Origin of the sequence: Paenibacillus sp. JZ16, from assembly GCF_015326965.1 — a bacterium.
In the GTDB taxonomy this organism is placed as follows: domain Bacteria; phylum Bacillota; class Bacilli; order Paenibacillales; family Paenibacillaceae; genus Paenibacillus_AQ.
The window spans coordinates 6,973,772-6,990,921 of the sequence record NZ_CP017659.1 but is presented as its reverse complement, the minus strand read 5'-3'; the positions used below and the strand labels follow the sequence as shown (position 1 = coordinate 6,990,921).

The following is a 17,150-nucleotide window of genomic DNA, read 5'->3' as shown; positions in this document are numbered from 1 at the left end:
AAAGCGCCTCTCATCCTTCGGATTGAAAAGCGCTTATGCGTTATGATTAGCTGTCTCTATTGAATTTTACGGTAGAAAAAGGTCTCGTTGCTCTCCAGGCCATATTGTCCCGGATTAAAGATCTGTTCCGTGCTGCCCACAAACAAGAATCCGCCTGGCTTTAGGCTTGAGGCAAACTTCTGGTACAGCTTGTGCTTGGCGCCTTCCGTGAAATAAATCATCACGTTTCGGCAAACAATCAGATCATATCCCGTCTCGAAGCGGTCCGTCAGCAGATTCTGCTTATGAAAGGTTACTTCCTTCTTCAAATGCTCACTGAAGCGATACACCGAACCTTCTTCCTTAAAATAGCGGGCGGCTACATCCGGAGGCACATCCTTCAATGACCTCTCGACATATAGGCCCTCCTTCGCTTTATGTAATGCGCCGTCATCAATATCTGTCGCCGCGATGCGCGCACGGCTCAGCATCTTCTGTTCGGACAGTATCATAGCAAGCGTGTAAGGCTCCTCACCCGTGGAGCAGGCGGCGCTCCATATTTTCAATACCCCGGGATTCTGCTGGGATATCTCCGGCAATATTTTGTCACGGAGAACCTCCCACCGGTTGGGATTGCGCCAAAACTCCGAGACGTTAATTGTCATCCGGTCTAAAAACTCATGAAATAATGGCTTGTCCTTCATCATTGCGTCGTAGAAGGCCGAAAAGGTTTCAAAGCCCTTCTTCAAACGCAGCGTTGTCAGCCTTCGCTTCATCTGCGCCTCTTTATAATCTGCGAGATTGATCCCCGTGCTTCGTTCGATGCTGCGAACAAAGCCGATATAATCCGGATCATCCAGCACAGGTTCATGTTCCGTCATCGTATCATCCTGTTTAATCAGATTATTCCGCTTCCTTAGCTTACAGCCAAGGGGACAGCGTTTTGTTATATTCAACCAATTCCTTCTCTTCAAAGAAATTGGCAATTTCGCGTTGCGCGCTCTCCGGTGAATCCGATCCATGAATCAGATTGTGCGGCGTATGAGCTGAAAAATCCCCTCGGATCGTCCCGGGCAGCGCATCCTTCACATTCGTTTTGCCAATCACTTGGCGGGACAAAGCAATGATGTCGTCCCCTTCCCAAACCATCGCAAACACCGGTCCGGACGTTATAAACCCAACCAAGTTATCAAAAAAATCTTTGCCTTCATGTTCCGCATAATGGCGCTTGGCCTGCTCGTCTGAAATCTGCAGGAACTTGCCTGCAACCAGCTTGAATCCTTTATCCTCCAAACGGCCGACGATTCGGCCGATCAGCCCACGTTGTACACCATCCGGTTTAATCATTAAAAAAGTACGTTCCATTGGCCTCATCACGCTTCCCCTCATTCTAGGATATTGAACAATCATTCCATGCTCAGGTGATGTTACATGTTTGTACCCGTATTTTAACAGAAAGCAACCTCATGGTTAAGGCTAATATGACCGCTTTGTAATAAAATTTGCGATATCTCTAAGCTGTTTTTTGGTCTTGATGTCAGGCAATGTATCCAATGCGGCCAATGCTTTACGGATATACCGATCAGCGAGCGCCTCAGATCTCGATATACCATCGCTTGAGGTTACAAGCTTCACGGCGTCAGTCACATCACACTGGCCATTCAGTGCATGAATCCGATCCAGCTCTTGCAGCAGCGACTCCCTCCGTTTGCTATCTTCGAGAGCAAATATAACGGGCAGCGTAATATTCCCCTGCCTCATATCGCTCCCCGGCGGTTTGCCAATCTGCTTCTCCGTCCCGCACAGATCCAGAAGATCATCCTGAATCTGAAAGGCCATGCCGACGTTATATCCGAATCGATACAGGCTGTTTGCGACCTTGCGGTCCGCATCCGCAGCCAGTGCTCCGAGCTGGCAGCTGACGGCAATCAAGAGCGACGTTTTGCGGCGAATACGCAGAAGGTACCTTCTGACGTCCTGATCAGTATTAAAGAAATCACGAATCTGCTCCATTTCCCCGATGGACATCTCGACCATGGCCTTGGCGAGAATTTGATGAATCTCTGGCTGCTTCAGTTGGGTCGTCAACTCCAGCGCCTTGCCGTATATATAGTCGCCGGTATACATGGCAATCCGGTTGTCCCACTTCGCCTTTACCGTTGGCTTACCTCGCCGCGTGTCCGCATCATCGATCACGTCATCATGAACGAGCGATGCACTGTGAATCATCTCGAGCGGGACGGCCACATGCTTCAGCTTGTCAATGTCATAGTCGCCGAACTTACCGCCCATCAGCACAAAAACAGGACGGAGTCGCTTGCCTCCTGCTCTAAGCAGATGCAAGGAAGTCTCGGTTAGCTCTGGGCTGTCGCCTTCGACGCTGAGATAGAGTTCCTTCTCAATAACGTCCATATCTTTTTTTAAGGTTCCGAATATGTCAAATCGTTTCATCTTTTCACCCGTATGCTTAGATTCTCATTCCATCACTCCGGCACTACCTTGCGATCTTAGCAGGCCTAGCTCACCTACGAACTTGAAATATAAGCGTAACCCTTCTTTGTTGTCGTTCGTCCAAATCGTAGCACAGGTTCGTTAAGTCGTCATAACAACAGCGCTAGCTCCTTGGATGCGGCCCGGCCTGCTATTCTCCCCATCTCGTATACAATTGATGATCAATGCGCAAGCTGTCCAATACCTTGCCGACCAGAAAATTCACGATATCATCAATGGTCTTCGGTCCGTAATAGAACGCAGGCATCGCGGGAATGATTTTGACGCCAAGTTTGGCCAGCGCCAGCATGTTCTCCAGGTGAATCGCATGCAGAGGCGTTTCTCTCGGGACAAGCACCAGAGGACGGCCTTCTTTCATCATCACATCCGCGGCGCGTCCCATCAGATTGTCGGAAGAGCCGTGAGCGACCGAGGATAATGTCCCCATAGAGCATGGCATGATGATCATGCCTTCCACAAGGTAAGATCCACTGGCTATCGTTGCCCCGATGTCGGAGATCGGATGGTAGATGACACTCCCCTCATATCCGCCGAATTTCTCGGCCAGCACTTCTTCGCGGTTGCCTGCCTGAAAGCCCATTTCCTCCTTCAGAACACGCCATCCCGCATTGGAAATGATCAACTGCACATCATAGCCCAGCGAGAGCAGGCTCTCCGTAAGGCGAACTCCGTATATGCTGCCGCTGGCTCCCGTTATCCCGACAACCCAGCTTTTTCTGCGCAAGGATTTCATCAGATATACCGCACCACCAAATCAATCAGAGTGAATACAAACAGAATGATGCTCAGTGTACTGTTCATCGTAAAAAAGGCGGTTTGCAGACGGCTCATATCGTTTGGCGACAAGATGTAATGCTGATAGAACAAAATTCCGCAGGCGATGACCATGCCGATCAGATACCACCAGCCAACCGGTGTGACAAAGAAAAGAATGATAAAGCCGATAGCCGTTACTACGTGAAAACCGCGTGCGAACCACAACGCTTTATGCAAACCGAACCGGGAAGGAATCGAGTACAGCTTTTCTTTTGCATCAAACTTCTCATCCTGGCACGCGTAAACAATATCAAATCCCGCCGTCCAGAACGCAAGCGCGATATAGAATACAATGGCCTTCCAGTCGATTTGACCGGTTACCGCAACCCATCCGCCAAGCGGAGCAAGCGCCGTTGTAAGCCCGAGCACCAGATGGCAAAGCCAAGTAAACCGTTTGGTATATGAATAAATAATAAGCATAAAAATAGCGATAGGCAGCAAACGGAATGCAAACGGATCCAGCATGTAAGTGGCCCAGAAAAACACCGCGAAAGACAGAATAATGAATAAGATAACTTCCAGCGGTTTTAGCAGGCCTGCCGGAATGGCGCGACTTGCGGTGCGGGGGTTCTTGGCATCGATATGCTGATCCGTGAGCCGATTCAATCCGAACGCAGCGCTGCGTGCACCGAACATGGCAAGAAAGATCCATCCGATATCTCCCCAGGATGGTAGCTGGTCAAACACGACGGCCGATCCTAGAATCGCCCCCATAAAAGCGAAAGGCAGAGCAAACAGTGTATGCTCCACTTTAATCATTTCAAGATAAGTTCCTATTTTCTTAAACATCCAGATTCTCCTTGATCCCAATATGTAAGGCTGCTATGCCACCAGTCAAGGGATAGGCCTGAACCTGTTGAAGTCCGGTCTGACGGAAAGCTTCGGCAAGCTCCTCTCGTCCTGGGAACAACGCCAGCGATTCTGGCAGCCACTTATACTGCTCGTAACGCTTGGCTACCAGTTTCCCCATCCGAGGCAGCACTTGTTGAAAGTAGAAATAATAAATGCCTTTGAACGGCTGCCAAGTCGGCTTGGACAGTTCCAAACATACAACCATCCCGCCAGGCTTAACCACGCGTTTCATCTCATGCAGAACCTGCATGTAATCCGGTACATTGCGAAGACCGAAACCGATCGTCGCGTAGTCGAACTGATTGTCTTCGAACGGCAGGCTCATGGCGTTTCCCTGAACCAGCTCCACCTGTTGGTCCAGCCCATGTTTGGCAACCTTGCCCCGGCCGACATTCAGCATCCCCTCACTGAAATCGAGTCCAACTATGTGTCCGGATTCACTTGCCTGTGCCATACTAATCGTCCAGTCGCAAGTACCGCAGCATAGATCGATGGCCGTATCGCCATGGCGCATGTTCATCTTCTTCATCGTAAACTTGCGCCAAGCTTTATGTCTTCGAAAGCTGAGAATATCATTCATCATATCATATTTTCCCGAAATGCTTTCAAAGACGGAATGGACGTATTGCTCTTTTGGATTTTTGCCGTCATGCTTACTCATGTCTAACTTGGTTGTTTGATTATCCACAGCATCCCCCTACCCTTCACTTACGACGCACCGGTACGTGCTTAGCCGTTTCAGGAACGGGTCCAGCATACCGGCGTACGGGCTCTCTCCTACACGGTTTGCCAGCAGCAGCTGTACGGCATTTACGGACTCGCGCAGCTTGTCCAGCAGTTTCTCCGAAACCTTGTGCTTCAGGATCAGCTTCCTCCAGTCCTTCATATCCGTTTTCTTGCCAACCAGCATCTTCCGTTCCTCGTCGCTCCCTGACTCGATCAGATGCCAGTACACGTAACCACATCTGCCGACTTCAGGCGTCGCACAGCGTTCCATCTCCTGCACAAGCGTCTCACATTCCGTAATTTCCTTGAGCAGCTTCTCCCATGTTTCTTGTACGGACACTTCAAGCAGCGGAGTAAAAGAAAGAAACAGCTGCATATTCAGCTGTACCGTTAGCCGTAGATATTCTTCAGAAGGCAGCAGCGTTTTTTTCATTTTGCCGTATAATCTCATCTTCATCACATTAACATCGCTGACAGCCTTGCTAAGAAGCGAGATGACAGCAATTTCGCCCTTTAAGGCAAGGAGTTGATAAAAACGGCTGCTGAAATAATCCCCTGCAAGCACTTTTAACTGCCGGGATCGCATCATCGCCTCTCCTTGATTGCCCTCCGTAACGTCGATGCTCTCATGCGTATCGAGTCCCACCTGAACCAGTGAGGTAACCAGTGCGTACAATTCTTCATGTCCGGCAAGATTTCGTCCCGAATCCTTTAAAAATATGTATAGCAAATGAACACGGGCATCCGGAAAATTCGGAAGTTCCGTGTGGTTCTGAATCATATCATAATTTAAATATTTCTCTGCCAGTTCTGGTACGCGATACGATTTCATTCTCAGCCTCCGTGCACTTGATGTTCTTTTGTCCAATTGAGCCCACAATCCAATCTATTATAACACATGTTCAAGGCACGTACATGCCCTGCTATCTACTATTTTACCCCTTTCAAGGCCTGCTGAACTGCTTTAGCCAAAGATTCGTAAATGTCAGGTTAAGAGGGGCCGCAACGGATGGCGGAACATCGCCGTTCTCAAGCTGGGTTAGAGCTTCTGCATTGCGCAAGTCCCAGGCATCCTTGTTCATGTTCGAAGCCAGCAGCAGATACCGCTTCCCTCCCCAGCGATCGATGGCTACCACCCTTAGATACAACTGCTGCACATTATCCGTTCCTTCGAAGGTAAATGACATAATGCTGGCGATATCCTCATATACCTCGGCGGCCGTTTCCGGGGGGTCGCTTAATTTGATATCCAGCGTCAGGGCGCCTTCATCATAATCTGCCCGGCTTATTTTCAGATGAAGAGGAAGATTCATTAGGGAGTCCACGAGTTTGGCATCGCTTAACTCCCGACTGTGATAGGGAATCGCCGCTGCCACAGCGCCGACCTTATAACGGGCTTGCGATTGAAGACCCATTAACATTGCGAGCATGATAAATGCTATCGCCGCGGGCAGGAGTACGGCTCGTACGGATTGCCAGTGCTTCATGTCCTAAACCTCCTCTATTCCTAGTTTCTTCTGCTCCTCATGAGTCCATACCTCATTGTATAAAGAAAAAAAGCAGGCTATGCCTGCTTCAGGTAAAACGAGCCGATTCGGTTTAGAATAACGATCGAGATGTCCATGCCACGGCTACTCCCAGCGCAGCGATCCTCGCCAGATTCATGAGGACGAAATTTTGCACCGCGATCACAAATGTCTTCTCTTTGGAAGGATGGGCGGTGAACAGTGCGCTTTTTTTATAAACCGGGACAAGGGTGACGAACACCAGAAGAATTAACACGGGATGCACCTTCATCAGGAGAAGAGCCACCAGATCCAGATAAGCAAGGCAGTACAGAATTCGGAACAGCTTTAGAGATGGCCTGAATCCTATATATACGGGCAGCGTATACCGCTTGTTCTCCATATCCTCATCCATGTCGCAGATGTTGTTGGCCAGCATGATGTTGGCAATCCCCAGAATGGCCGGCAGTGATACCACCAGCAGCAGCAGTACCTCGGGAAGGTTCACCTGAAGGGACAGAACGCCGCCCTGGAGATCCAGAACCGCCAGATGGCCACCCTCGGCATGGATCCATGCCGAAATAAATAGGATGACAAATCCCATAAACAATCCGGAGAACAGCTCGCCTAGCGGCATCCGCGAGATCGGAATCGGTCCGAACGAATATAATATCCCTACGGCAAAAGACAATCCCCCCAGCAGCAGGATTAACCAGCCCGTAGATAAGAACAGCGCAATCCCTGCACCAACGGCTGTCAATAGCAGTACGATGATGACGGAGACGACCGCAGGCTCCTTGAGGTTATAACGTACAATGGCATTGTGCTGCTCGTAACCGAACCCGTTCTTTTTAATCGCTTTTTTATAGTCGTAATAGTTATTGATGGCCGTCGTTGCCATATCAAACGACAGCAATGATGCCAGCATCAGGGCAAAATGATACCCATCGAACTGCTGAAAACGAAACAACGCATACAAAGTGCCGAACAGGAACGGAATCATGCTGGCTACCTTTGTCTGTATTTCCACCAGTTTAAAAAAAGCCCGGATTCCCATGACCATCATCCTTTATCCAATTGATCTGATTTCAGATTAAAGGATTTCATGGCCGTGGTCTGTTGGAATTGTACTTGACAAACGAGTTTACAAATGTGACGAATGTTACTTTTGGAGCAAGATCACATTTATTCCGGGATGTTCTGATCCTTCCGCCTGCGGCTCCAAGGCGTACCCAGCAGCGGCAGCGCCCAGCGGTCCAGACCATACCAGCCCGCCACTTTCCAGGCCATTACGAGCCAGGTAGCCAGGATAAACAATAATGGATTGGAGCTTACCGTGCCCGCGAATAAAAAGCTGGCATTCATTAATCCGCCGAAAAACGCGGCAATCCCCGTCAGCAGACCCAATATCAGCCCGAGTCCGACCAATACCTCACCGAAGGCCACCATATACGAAAACAGCTTGGCGTTAGGGAGCACAAATCCTTCGAGAAAAGAAGCATACCATCCCGTGACGTCCTTCCCCTCTTCCGCCTTAGCCAGCGCTCCCCCGACAAATCCCTGAATGGCCGCTCCGGCTTCGCTTCCCGTCCAGGCTTCAGCCGTCAGCTTTTTCAATCCCGACGTTAACCAGGCGTATCCGAGATACAGCCTCACAAGCAGCCATATCCACGCCGAGCGCGTACTGCTGAACAAAAACATGGATACCGGATTTTCAGGGACCACGATATACTGTCCGTCTCTGTATTGTTTAGCCATGATTTCTTCAAACATCCTTTCGTATTTTTATTCATTTCCGCTAGTATATACAACGTTCTCGTATCCAACAAGGATACCTTTAACAATTCGTTAACACACAATTCATCCATAGAAACATCAAACATAAAAAAGCCCCACCAATTTGGTGGGGCTTAGCCATAGATATTAATCCTATTCAGATGCCGGATTCAATTTTCCCGTGCTTGGTCATGACCTCTGCTTTGCCGCGTATTTTCACCGCAGACGTATGATCCGTGAACTGTGCGATAATGACCTCGCCTTTGTCCAGCTTCTCGGTATGATGAAACCGGGTGTCCTGACCGCGGGTAAGGCCGATCACCTGCACGCCATGGTCCAGCGCTTTGACGATAAAATAATCCCCGTTTTGAACGTTTTCCATTTTTCAGACCTCCTCACCGTAAGCTAAAAGAAAAGGCCGTGAACGAATTCACGACCTGTGCTCTTAGGTAATATGTAGAAATCTTTATTTGATTCCGTCTTTGAGCGCTTTACCAGGTTTAAATGCAGGAATTTTGCTCGCAGGGATTTCGATTTCTTCACCTGTTTGCGGGTTGCGGCCTTTGCGTGCGGAACGCTCGCGAACCTCGAAGTTGCCAAAGCCGACCAGCTGTACCTTATCTCCACTTTGCAATGCTTCGGAGATTGCATCGAAAACGGCATCAACCGCTTTAGTTGCATCCTTCTTGGAAAGCTCAGTAGATTCAGCTACTTGTGTAATCAGATCCGATTTATTCATTCTTTCACCTCCCTAACAAGGAATGTGCTCCACTTGCTATTCACTGTTTCCGTTTTACCGCAAATTATACGTGCAATCGGGTATTTTACCCCTATCTCGCGTTTAGAATGCATGACGCGGAACAAATTTATAGTAATACAGCCATCTCATAATTTCAAGCGTTTTGCTTTGCCAGACCAAAGAAAACACGAAAAACAGCCGCTAATCGGGACTTTAGACCCGTTAGCGACTGCGTATTCAACACCTTACCTGCACTCACTTAAAGAATAATCGCGATCAAACCGCCGGAACCTTCGTTGATGATGCGACCCAAAGTTTCTTGCAATTTATATCTTGCATTGTCAGGCATCATCGCGATTTTGCCTTGAATTCCTTCACGAACGATCGAGTGCAGCGAGCGTCCGAAGATGTCGGATTCCCAAATTTTGATCGGATCGTTCTCGAAATCCTGCATCAGATAGCGCACAAGCTCTTCGCTCTGCTTCTCTGTGCCGATAATCGGCGAGAACTCGGATTCCACGTCGACTCTAATCATATGGATGGAAGGCGCGGTCGCTTTCAATCTTACCCCGAAGCGAGTGCCTTGACGGATAAGCTCAGGCTCATCCAGCGCCATCTCAGCCAGGGAAGGAGCAGCAATACCGTAACCTGTCGTTTTAACCATTTCAAGCGCTTCTGCGAAGCGGTCGTATTCCCGTTTGGCGTGGGAGAACTCCTGCATCAGCTGCAGCAAATGATCTTTACCGCGAATCTCGACACCCACAACCTCCATCAAGATCCGGTCATACAGTTCGTCAGGTGCAAAGAGATCAATCTCGGCAACGCCCTGACCCATATTCATGCCGCTAAGGCCGGCATGGTTGATGAAGTCATACTCCATGAACTGGCTGACCACCCGATCCACGTCACGCAGACGGCGGATATCTTTCACGGTATCTCTGACCGAGTTCTCATAGTTGCTGCGCAGCCAGTGGTTCTCGTTAAGCACCATAACCCAGCTAGGAAGATTAACGTTCACTTCATGCACTGGGAACTCATATAATACTTCACGAAGAACGCCGGTTACATCATCTTCGGTCATCGTGGCTGCACTCAGTGTCATCACCGGAATGTCGTATTTCTCTGCCAGCTCATTGCGCAGCTGAAGCGCTTCTTCGCTGCGTGGACGAGTCGAGTTAATGACCACCACGAATGGCTTGCCGACTTCCTTCAGTTCCTCGATGACGCGCTCCTCAGCCTCAACATAAGAGCTGCGCGGAATTTCCGCAATGCTTCCGTCTGTGGTGACAACGACGCCAAGCGTGGAGTGTTCCTGAATGACTTTGCGGGTTCCGATTTCTGCCGCCTCCTGAAACGGAATCGGCTCTTCGAACCATGGCGTCGAGATCATTCTCGGACCATTCTCATCTTCATAGCCCTTAGCGCCTTCAACGGCGTAGCCTACACAATCCACCAGTCTGACGTTGACCTCAAGACCTTCCGTAACTTTGATCTGTACCGCGTTGTTCGGCACGAATTTCGGCTCGGTTGTCATGATTGTTTTCCCAGCAGCACTTTGAGGCAGCTCATCGACAGCTCTTACTCGATCCGCCTCGTTCGTAATGTTCGGGAGAACAACCGTCTCCATAAACCGCTTGATGAAGGTTGATTTTCCCGTACGGACGGCACCGACAACACCTAAGTAAATGTCCCCTCCGGTCCGTTCGGCAATGTCCTTAAAAATGTCCACTTTTTCCAAAAGAGATCCCCTCCTCAAATTACTCCGAAGGAAAAATGCTTTAAGAGCATCCGCTTCGTGTTCCACTCATAGCCAAAGCCATTGCAACAGATGAGCAGCCTTTACAATGTCGCCAGCATCCCGCCGCCGGTATTCCATGAGTTTTGATGGAAACGGCAAAGCGGCGTAACTCGTACATGCATTTGGACTAGTAACATCATATGTACCGGGTTCAAAAATATGACGGTTGCCCCTTAAAGTCCGTCCAGTTTTTTTTAAGATATCGAATAGGCCTATACGAACTAGACACCGCCATCGAATACCGTAAAGAAAAACTACCGCTGGGGCGCGGGTTTGTCTTCATGCTGCGCGCCTTCAGACGTTTTCGTATGCCTCATGATGTGGGCAACCGGCTCTTGCCCGCACTACTCTTTCAGATTATGAATATGCGCGCACTTTAATAGATATTCCAAAGAGATTCAACCATTTTCAAAAATATCTATCAAAGAAGGTTCTCAAGGAAAAAATGCAAACCGCCTCTATGCTTTCGTGTGCTCGTTCTTCAGGCATATATCGGTAACCATGCAGGGTCAACAAAAATACCCGCCGATAACGGCGGGTATAGGTTTAGGATAGCGGCTGAGCAACGGGCTGCCCATCCTTCCATGTATAAGGTACGGATTTTACCGGGACATAATAGGATTCCTTCTCCAGAAACACCCGCAAATCCTCTCCTTCTTGCGGATCGGAACCGTTCTTCTGGATCGCCTGCATAATATCAAAGGCATAATCGGCGTACACCGTTCCCTCTTCATCCATCATAAAGGTCATCTCCTGACCTGAGTATACACTCATTAATCTAACGGATTTGGCTTCGGTCTTGGACAGGTCCACCGCGGTATATCCCGGGTAGAGGGCTTCCCCTGCGGGAAGCGCGTTGTCATGCGCCATTTTGTACAAATTAACCGCTCTCTGAACGTCATTCACCTTCTGGGCCGTGTTCAAGTCCATAACCTTCACGGTTGGCTCCGTTTCCTCATTAATAATGAGAAAATATCCACTGCCGCCATTCTCAAATGCCGTATCCGGGATTTGGTCAATGTATCCCCGGTTCTTCAGCTGATCAAGGTCGACCCGGTATTTCTCATACCGTGGAATTTCCGGACCTGCCGTAATCATCGGCAAAATGCCCTGTTCTTTATAAAAATCATCTACGGCCGATTGTATCCGCTTGACACTTTCCCTATATGAAACCTTGTTCTCCTGCAATTTCTCGTCAGGATATAGACAGCCTGTCAGCAACATCGGAAACAGCACCAGGACTAAGACGGCAGACATCCGCTTCGAACGGCATGCCGCTTGGGTCATCCAAGTGTTCATACTCAACTAACATCATCCTTCGCTATAAGAGGTTGTTCAAAAAGTCGGATTTTGATTAGAAAACCAATCGAGGCAAATTCAAGGCAGAGCGACCGCGATTCAGAAGTAGGTTTTCTTGCGATATAGAATTTCATCAACTCCGTTGATAACTTATAAATCCTATATCTAACACGAAGTGAATCAAGAAGCCACTCGGCATCGAATCTTGAATTCAGCCGGGCCTACGCAGATGCTTTCGAAGTATGTTTCCTGCGGAAACATTTCAGGTGCTCACGTACAAACAACGTACGCTCCGCTCCTGACGTCCCTAGCTTCACTCAACTGAAGCGTTTTGAAAAAACGCACATCGGAAGCATAAGCCTCGGTGCTGAAAACCGATCTTTTTGAACTCGCGCTTTAAATAAAGTCATCGGACTCCCGATTTCTCGCCGCTTCCAGCTGTTTGCGTATCGCAGCTTTGAGCGGATCCTCGGGAATCATTACCTTGATATGATTCGTGATTCTCGTCTGGCAGGATAGCCGGTAGCCTTGTTCAATCATCGAGGTCCCCAGCTTCCTGATTTCATTGGGCTCCGGAGCGGAGCAATGATCGCGTTCCTCGCTCGGGACGATGATCTTGCACATCAAACAACCGGCCTTGCCTCCGCAGCGGGTAGGAATACGTACACCGGCCCGACGCGAGGCATCCAGAACGTTTGTGTGCGGACGAACCTTGACCTTTTTCTGATCCGGTTGAAATATTACCTCGTAGTCCAACGATAAACGCGCTCCTTTTCTTATGTACACCTTCTGCCATATTCCTTGGCTGCTTTTACTCAGTACTCCGGTTAAAGTCCGGTTAATCGTTTCAAAACCATTCGATGTTCCCCATGCAGCTGGTTCCGGCTTAATAACTGCTGAAGAAGCGGCATATGATGGTCCATGTCCCGCAGAATCACTTCCGCAATGGCGTCGTATCGATCCGGCCTGTCCCGAAGCACATTAAACACAAGTTCATGGGATAACGGCATCAGCCGTACCGTGGCGCCCTGTATTTGACTCTCTAGTGCTGCAGGATACAGCAATTGATCGATCTCAACACAGTAGGAGGATCCGTTTGATTTCACTTCAAATCCGCCGACCAGTTCAATCGGGACTTTCTCTATTTCATAGTGGCTCAGAATCGAAGAATATATCCCTTCTTGGTCCAAGCGGGGAGCATCCACGGCCATAGAAGCCAGCGACTCATGTAAAGGCTGTACGCCCCCAGTATCGGTATATATATCGATATCTCTCGGCGGTTTGTCCAAAGTTACATCCTGAAGGAGCAAGCTGCAGCTTCCACCGAGCAGCCAAGCCACAGGTACCTGATTCAGCTTGTGAATGGCGGTAGCTAACACACTCTCCAATTCCGGCAGATCATTCAGCGTCATGCTGCACCCCTTTACCGTATCGTCCCGGATTGGCTTCCTACGTTATATGATGGAGGCCAGTCCAATAATAAAACCGAAAATCATCATCATAAAGGCCACGAACGACAGCGCGCCGCGCAGAAACCCCTTGGTCTTGCTTCGCGCAAGCGTAACTACTATGACGGACAGTGCCATAATCAATAACGCGACTAGGGACAGCCACATCTTTTGCATCGGATCCATGTCACGAAACTCTCCAATCTCTCATCAATTTCAACCTATTATATCACGAAAATGATAGCGCCTCACCTCAGGTATGTCGAAAAAAAGAACAAAAGCCGCTATCCAATCCGGAGCGTCTTTTGTTCAACATCATCATCGTATCTTATTTGTTCATCATCATTTTCATCAAGGCTTCCATATTGCTCGGATTCATGCCACTCTTCTTCACCGCGCCGACAATCTCCTGGATCGTGTCCTCACTAACAGGTATGTTCGCCATCGAAGATACCTGCTTGATCAGCTGGCGGAGCTGGGCTTCATTTTGCATTGTAGACGGCTTAACCGTGCTAGCCAGCTTATTGACAGCCCCTGAAGAAATTTTCTTGCCGCTTTTCTTGTTAATCGCATTGAGTACATCCTTGTGAAAGCTTTTGCTCATTTCCACCCCTCCTCCGACATCCTCACATCAATATATGAGTCAATCATCGGAATGGTGAATAAGCTAGGTGTGCCATTGCTCCCAAGTTTCAAGCGGCATCATTTCCATCTCTGTTTTGGGATCCCGGCCCATCAAGGCTTCTACGGCGATCCGGGGATTCCGGTCTTTAAACAACACATGGTACAGTTGGTCGGCAATCGGCATCTGTACGCCGTATTTCTCGGAAATGGCATGTGCGGCTTGGGTCGTGCGTATTCCTTCCACAACCATACCCATGGAGCCCAGAACCTCATCTAACTTCTTCCCCTGACCAAGCATCGAACCAGCTCGCCAGTTTCGGCTGTGCTGGCTGGTGGCGGTAACCACGAGGTCACCGATTCCCGCAAGCCCGGCAAACGTCAGCGGATTCGCGCCCATTTCCATGCCGATTCGCAAAATTTCTGCCAAACCTCTCGTAATAAGCGCTGCCTTGGCGTTGTCACCAAAACCGAGTCCGTCGGACATCCCGGCCCCTAAAGCTATGATATTCTTCAAAGCCCCGGCCAGCTCTACACCGATCATATCCCGGTTCGTGTACACTCTGAAATACGTGTTCATGAACAAATCCTGAGCGGCTACTGCCGCCTCGGCATCCAAAGACGCCACAACAACCGTTGTCGGGCAGCGTCTGACCACTTCCTCCGCATGGCTTGGTCCTGATAATACCACTACGCGGCCTTCCTCGCAGCCAAGCTCCTCGGATATGACCGTGGACATCCGCTTCAAGGATTCGATCTCAAATCCTTTGGTTGCGTGAATCACCAGCATATCTTCGGTCCAGTACTGCTTCAGCTGGCCCGTCACCTCCCGCATCGCGGACGAAGGCGCAACAATAACTACGGCTGCAGCCGAAGAGACTGCCTCTTTCATATCGGTTGTAGCGCGAATATTCGGTGGTAGCTCCACTCCGGGTAAATAACGGGTGTTGGTATGCGACTCGTTGATTTCACGAGTCTGTTCCTCCGTTCTTGTCCAGACGACCACATCCAGATCATTTGAAGCGAGAACACTTGCCAAAGCGGTTCCCCAACTGCCTGCCACCAGAACAGCGACTTTGTCAGACAACGCGCTTCCCTCCTTTGTCCTTTCCTTTTCCGGACCCCAGCTTGTTTTCACGCCCCTGCACAAGCTTCACGATGTTCGAGCGATGCCGCCAGAAGGCGAATATGCATATGATCAAGCTCGTCCAAAAGATCGGCCACGAATAATCCGCGATCAATAGAAAAACAGGGGTAAGCACTACAAATATAAGGGAACCCAAAGATACATAACGGGTAAAAACAATGGATAGAATTGCGATAATGCCTGCTATAAACGCTGGTATAAAGCAAAGCGTAGCAAGCACCCCAATGGCTGTTGCAATCCCTTTGCCGCCTCGAAAGCGGAAGTATAGAGGCCAGTTATGACCGATAATGGCCGCAATACCGCACAATCCCGGCAGCCACGCATTGTCTCCCCCGAGCCATCGTCCGATCCAAACCGCAGCGATGCCCTTAATTACATCCAAAGCCAATACCAGTATGGCAGGTCCCTTTCCCAGGACGCGAAGGGTATTGGTTGCCCCGGCGTTGCCGCTGCCATGCTGACGAATGTCAATCCCTTTCAGGATTTTGGCAAGCAGTACGCTGAAGCTTACTGATCCGAGTAAATAACTCACTACTATCGCTACGATCTCCAAAATCAAGCTATTCTCCCCTAACTCTCATCAGACTTTCTTCGAGTAAATATCCTGATGGGTGTACCTTCAAAGTCAAACGCGGCCCGAATCTTGTTCTCAAGGTAACGCTCGTATGAGAAGTGCATCAATTCCGGATCGTTGACGAATACGACCATGGTCGGCGGCTTGACTGCAACCTGTGTCGAATAGTTAATACGCAATCTTCTTCCCTTATCCGTTGGAGGCGGATTGATGGCAATCGCATCGGATATGACATCGTTAAGGAGATGCGTCTGCACGCGCAGCGAATGCTGATCAGCCACATGCTTAACGACAGGGAGCAGCTTCTGCAAACGCTGCTTTGTTTTGGCCGACAGGAAAACAACCGGCGCATAGGTCATGAACAAGAAATGATCGCGGATCTTTTTCTCGAACTGCTGCATCGTTTTGTCATCCTTCTCGACCATATCCCATTTGTTCACAACGAACAAAGAGGCTTTACCGGCCTCATAGGCATAACCGGCAATATGCTTGTCCTGCTCGATGATGCCTTCTTCCCCGTTGATGAGGACGAGAACGACATCCGCACGCTCGATGGCACGCATGGCGCGCATGACACTGTATTTCTCCGTGGTCTCATAAACTTTCCCGCGTTTGCGCATACCAGCCGTATCGATGAGCACATACCGCTGCCCATCCTTCTCAAACGGCGTGTCAATAGCATCGCGAGTGGTACCGGCTACGTCACTGACAATGACGCGCTCTTCTCCCAAAATGGCATTGACCAGAGAGGACTTGCCCACATTCGGTCTGCCAATCAGGGCAACTCGAATAACATCCTCGTCATATCCATCGTCTTCGAGTTCCGGCAGATTCTCGACCACAACGTCCAGCAGGTCGCCGATCCCTGTGCCGTGACTGCCCGATATTCCGACAGGATCGCCAAATCCGAGGGAATAGAACTCATAGATATCATCAACACGCTTCAAATTATCCACTTTGTTTACGCTTAGTATGACAGGTTTACCTGAACGGAACAGAATCTGTGCAACTTCCTCGTCCGATTGGGTAACCCCTGTCTTGGCATCGCACATAAATACGATGACGTCCGCTTCTTCAATTGCAAGCTCGGCCTGCATGCGGATGGATTTCAATATCATGTCATCGCCGTCGATTTCGATACCGCCGGTATCAATGACGCTGAACGCTTTACCATTCCATTCGGCACTACCGTAAATCCGGTCACGGGTAATACCCGGTTTATCTTCAACGATGGCTAATCTGTCGCCAATCAATCGGTTAAATATGGTGGATTTACCGACGTTAGGCCGTCCAACGATAGCCACTACGGGTCTTGCCATAGTCACTCCTCCTGTCAATTCTTACGATTATCATCATAGC

General features: G+C 49.4%; 21 protein-coding genes. All 21 read right to left on the bottom strand.

The features are described from left to right. Window positions 1-56: 56 nt before the first annotated feature. Window positions 57-860: a CheR family methyltransferase gene (locus BJP58_RS31350; protein WP_071218407.1), complete on the bottom strand. Its 804-nt coding sequence runs from the start codon at window positions 858-860 to the stop codon at window positions 57-59. A gap of 40 nt (window positions 861-900) precedes the next feature. After that, a complete protein-coding gene (gene ndk / locus BJP58_RS31345; protein ID WP_194541935.1) occupies window positions 901-1,344 on the bottom strand; it encodes a nucleoside-diphosphate kinase in 444 nt (147 codons plus the stop codon). Window positions 1,345-1,455: 111 nt separating this feature from the next. After that, window positions 1,456-2,430 carry a polyprenyl synthetase family protein gene (locus tag BJP58_RS31340; protein ID WP_194541934.1) on the bottom strand — a complete coding sequence of 325 codons (975 nt, stop codon included), beginning with the start codon at window positions 2,428-2,430 and terminating at the stop codon, window positions 1,456-1,458. Between the two features lie 190 nt (window positions 2,431-2,620). Beyond that, on the bottom strand, window positions 2,621-3,223 hold the full coding sequence (locus BJP58_RS31335; RefSeq protein WP_194541933.1) for a UbiX family flavin prenyltransferase: 603 nt from the start codon (window positions 3,221-3,223) through the stop codon (window positions 2,621-2,623). Next, window positions 3,223-4,095 (bottom strand): UbiA-like polyprenyltransferase, encoded by an 873-nt coding sequence (locus BJP58_RS31330; protein WP_194541932.1) that lies wholly within the window; start codon window positions 4,093-4,095, stop codon window positions 3,223-3,225. The genes BJP58_RS31335 and BJP58_RS31330 overlap by 1 nt, the downstream gene beginning before the upstream one ends. Next, entirely contained in the window at window positions 4,088-4,819 is a 732-nt protein-coding gene (locus BJP58_RS31325) for a demethylmenaquinone methyltransferase (RefSeq protein ID WP_194541931.1), read from the bottom strand. Before BJP58_RS31325 ends, BJP58_RS31330 begins: the two co-directional genes overlap by 8 nt. Window positions 4,820-4,855: 36 nt before the next feature. Then, complete coding sequence (locus BJP58_RS31320) at window positions 4,856-5,716, bottom strand: heptaprenyl diphosphate synthase component 1 (RefSeq protein ID WP_194541930.1); 861 nt, start codon at window positions 5,714-5,716, stop codon at window positions 4,856-4,858. A 112-nt stretch (window positions 5,717-5,828) separates the two neighbouring features. Beyond that, window positions 5,829-6,371 carry a hypothetical protein gene (locus tag BJP58_RS31315; RefSeq protein WP_194541929.1) on the bottom strand — a complete coding sequence of 181 codons (543 nt, stop codon included), beginning with the start codon at window positions 6,369-6,371 and terminating at the stop codon, window positions 5,829-5,831. Window positions 6,372-6,483: 112 nt separating this feature from the next. Next, complete coding sequence (locus tag BJP58_RS31310; RefSeq protein ID WP_194541928.1) at window positions 6,484-7,446, bottom strand: 1,4-dihydroxy-2-naphthoate polyprenyltransferase; 963 nt, start codon at window positions 7,444-7,446, stop codon at window positions 6,484-6,486. Between the two features lie 128 nt (window positions 7,447-7,574). Beyond that, window positions 7,575-8,147: a DoxX family membrane protein gene (locus BJP58_RS31305; protein WP_194541927.1), complete on the bottom strand. Its 573-nt coding sequence runs from the start codon at window positions 8,145-8,147 to the stop codon at window positions 7,575-7,577. Between the two features lie 175 nt (window positions 8,148-8,322). Further along, a complete protein-coding gene (gene mtrB, locus BJP58_RS31300; RefSeq protein ID WP_071223937.1) occupies window positions 8,323-8,547 on the bottom strand; it encodes a trp RNA-binding attenuation protein MtrB in 225 nt (74 codons plus the stop codon). A gap of 84 nt (window positions 8,548-8,631) precedes the next feature. Next, entirely contained in the window at window positions 8,632-8,904 is a 273-nt protein-coding gene (locus BJP58_RS31295; RefSeq protein WP_006209463.1) for an HU family DNA-binding protein, read from the bottom strand. Window positions 8,905-9,163: 259 nt separating this feature from the next. Then, window positions 9,164-10,642: a stage IV sporulation protein A gene (gene spoIVA, locus BJP58_RS31290; RefSeq protein WP_071223935.1), complete on the bottom strand. Its 1,479-nt coding sequence runs from the start codon at window positions 10,640-10,642 to the stop codon at window positions 9,164-9,166. A 606-nt stretch (window positions 10,643-11,248) separates the two neighbouring features. Further along, entirely contained in the window at window positions 11,249-12,001 is a 753-nt protein-coding gene (locus tag BJP58_RS31285; RefSeq protein WP_194545128.1) for a hypothetical protein, read from the bottom strand. Window positions 12,002-12,397: 396 nt separating this feature from the next. Then, entirely contained in the window at window positions 12,398-12,757 is a 360-nt protein-coding gene (locus tag BJP58_RS31280; RefSeq protein WP_194541926.1) for a 2Fe-2S iron-sulfur cluster-binding protein, read from the bottom strand. A gap of 71 nt (window positions 12,758-12,828) precedes the next feature. Beyond that, the gene (locus tag BJP58_RS31275) at window positions 12,829-13,413 is read right to left on the bottom strand and encodes a hypothetical protein (protein WP_194541925.1); all 585 of its coding nucleotides are present in this window, start codon (window positions 13,411-13,413) and stop codon (window positions 12,829-12,831) included. A 42-nt stretch (window positions 13,414-13,455) separates the two neighbouring features. Next, on the bottom strand, window positions 13,456-13,635 hold the full coding sequence (locus BJP58_RS31270; protein WP_071223929.1) for a DUF2768 family protein: 180 nt from the start codon (window positions 13,633-13,635) through the stop codon (window positions 13,456-13,458). Window positions 13,636-13,777: 142 nt separating this feature from the next. Beyond that, window positions 13,778-14,053 carry a stage VI sporulation protein F gene (locus BJP58_RS31265; protein ID WP_006209456.1) on the bottom strand — a complete coding sequence of 92 codons (276 nt, stop codon included), beginning with the start codon at window positions 14,051-14,053 and terminating at the stop codon, window positions 13,778-13,780. A gap of 63 nt (window positions 14,054-14,116) precedes the next feature. Continuing rightward, window positions 14,117-15,157, bottom strand: coding sequence for an NAD(P)H-dependent glycerol-3-phosphate dehydrogenase (locus tag BJP58_RS31260; protein WP_194541924.1), 1,041 nt, complete (start codon window positions 15,155-15,157; stop codon window positions 14,117-14,119). After that, the gene (gene plsY, locus BJP58_RS31255) at window positions 15,150-15,776 is read right to left on the bottom strand and encodes a glycerol-3-phosphate 1-O-acyltransferase PlsY (protein ID WP_071223926.1); all 627 of its coding nucleotides are present in this window, start codon (window positions 15,774-15,776) and stop codon (window positions 15,150-15,152) included. The genes BJP58_RS31260 and plsY overlap by 8 nt, the downstream gene beginning before the upstream one ends. 11 nt (window positions 15,777-15,787) lie before the next feature. After that, entirely contained in the window at window positions 15,788-17,110 is a 1,323-nt protein-coding gene (gene der / locus BJP58_RS31250; protein ID WP_071223925.1) for a ribosome biogenesis GTPase Der, read from the bottom strand. Window positions 17,111-17,150 lie beyond the last annotated feature (40 nt).

Bases quoted from the DNA above. Each gene is read 5' to 3' on its own strand.
- BJP58_RS31330 (WP_194541932.1), bottom strand. From the start codon at position 4,095: ATGTTTAAGAAAATAGGAACTTATCTTGAAATGATTAAAGTGGAGCAT.
- BJP58_RS31305 (WP_194541927.1), bottom strand. From the start codon at position 8,147: ATGGCTAAACAATACAGAGACGGACAGTATATCGTGGTCCCTGAAAAT.
- BJP58_RS31325 (WP_194541931.1), bottom strand. From the start codon at position 4,819: ATGAGTAAGCATGACGGCAAAAATCCAAAAGAGCAATACGTCCATTCC.
- BJP58_RS31340 (WP_194541934.1), bottom strand. From the start codon at position 2,430: ATGAAACGATTTGACATATTCGGAACCTTAAAAAAAGATATGGACGTT.
- der (WP_071223925.1), bottom strand. From the start codon at position 17,110: ATGGCAAGACCCGTAGTGGCTATCGTTGGACGGCCTAACGTCGGTAAA.
- BJP58_RS31310 (WP_194541928.1), bottom strand. From the start codon at position 7,446: ATGGGAATCCGGGCTTTTTTTAAACTGGTGGAAATACAGACAAAGGTA.
- BJP58_RS31285 (WP_194545128.1), bottom strand. From the start codon at position 12,001: ATGAACACTTGGATGACCCAAGCGGCATGCCGTTCGAAGCGGATGTCT.
- BJP58_RS31270 (WP_071223929.1), bottom strand. From the start codon at position 13,635: ATGGATCCGATGCAAAAGATGTGGCTGTCCCTAGTCGCGTTATTGATT.
- mtrB (WP_071223937.1), bottom strand. From the start codon at position 8,547: ATGGAAAACGTTCAAAACGGGGATTATTTTATCGTCAAAGCGCTGGAC.
- BJP58_RS31295 (WP_006209463.1), bottom strand. From the start codon at position 8,904: ATGAATAAATCGGATCTGATTACACAAGTAGCTGAATCTACTGAGCTT.
- BJP58_RS31320 (WP_194541930.1), bottom strand. From the start codon at position 5,716: ATGAAATCGTATCGCGTACCAGAACTGGCAGAGAAATATTTAAATTAT.
- BJP58_RS31265 (WP_006209456.1), bottom strand. From the start codon at position 14,053: ATGAGCAAAAGCTTTCACAAGGATGTACTCAATGCGATTAACAAGAAA.
- BJP58_RS31275 (WP_194541925.1), bottom strand. From the start codon at position 13,413: ATGACGCTGAATGATCTGCCGGAATTGGAGAGTGTGTTAGCTACCGCC.
- BJP58_RS31335 (WP_194541933.1), bottom strand. From the start codon at position 3,223: ATGAAATCCTTGCGCAGAAAAAGCTGGGTTGTCGGGATAACGGGAGCC.
- BJP58_RS31350 (WP_071218407.1), bottom strand. From the start codon at position 860: ATGACGGAACATGAACCTGTGCTGGATGATCCGGATTATATCGGCTTT.
- ndk (WP_194541935.1), bottom strand. From the start codon at position 1,344: ATGGAACGTACTTTTTTAATGATTAAACCGGATGGTGTACAACGTGGG.
- BJP58_RS31315 (WP_194541929.1), bottom strand. From the start codon at position 6,371: ATGAAGCACTGGCAATCCGTACGAGCCGTACTCCTGCCCGCGGCGATA.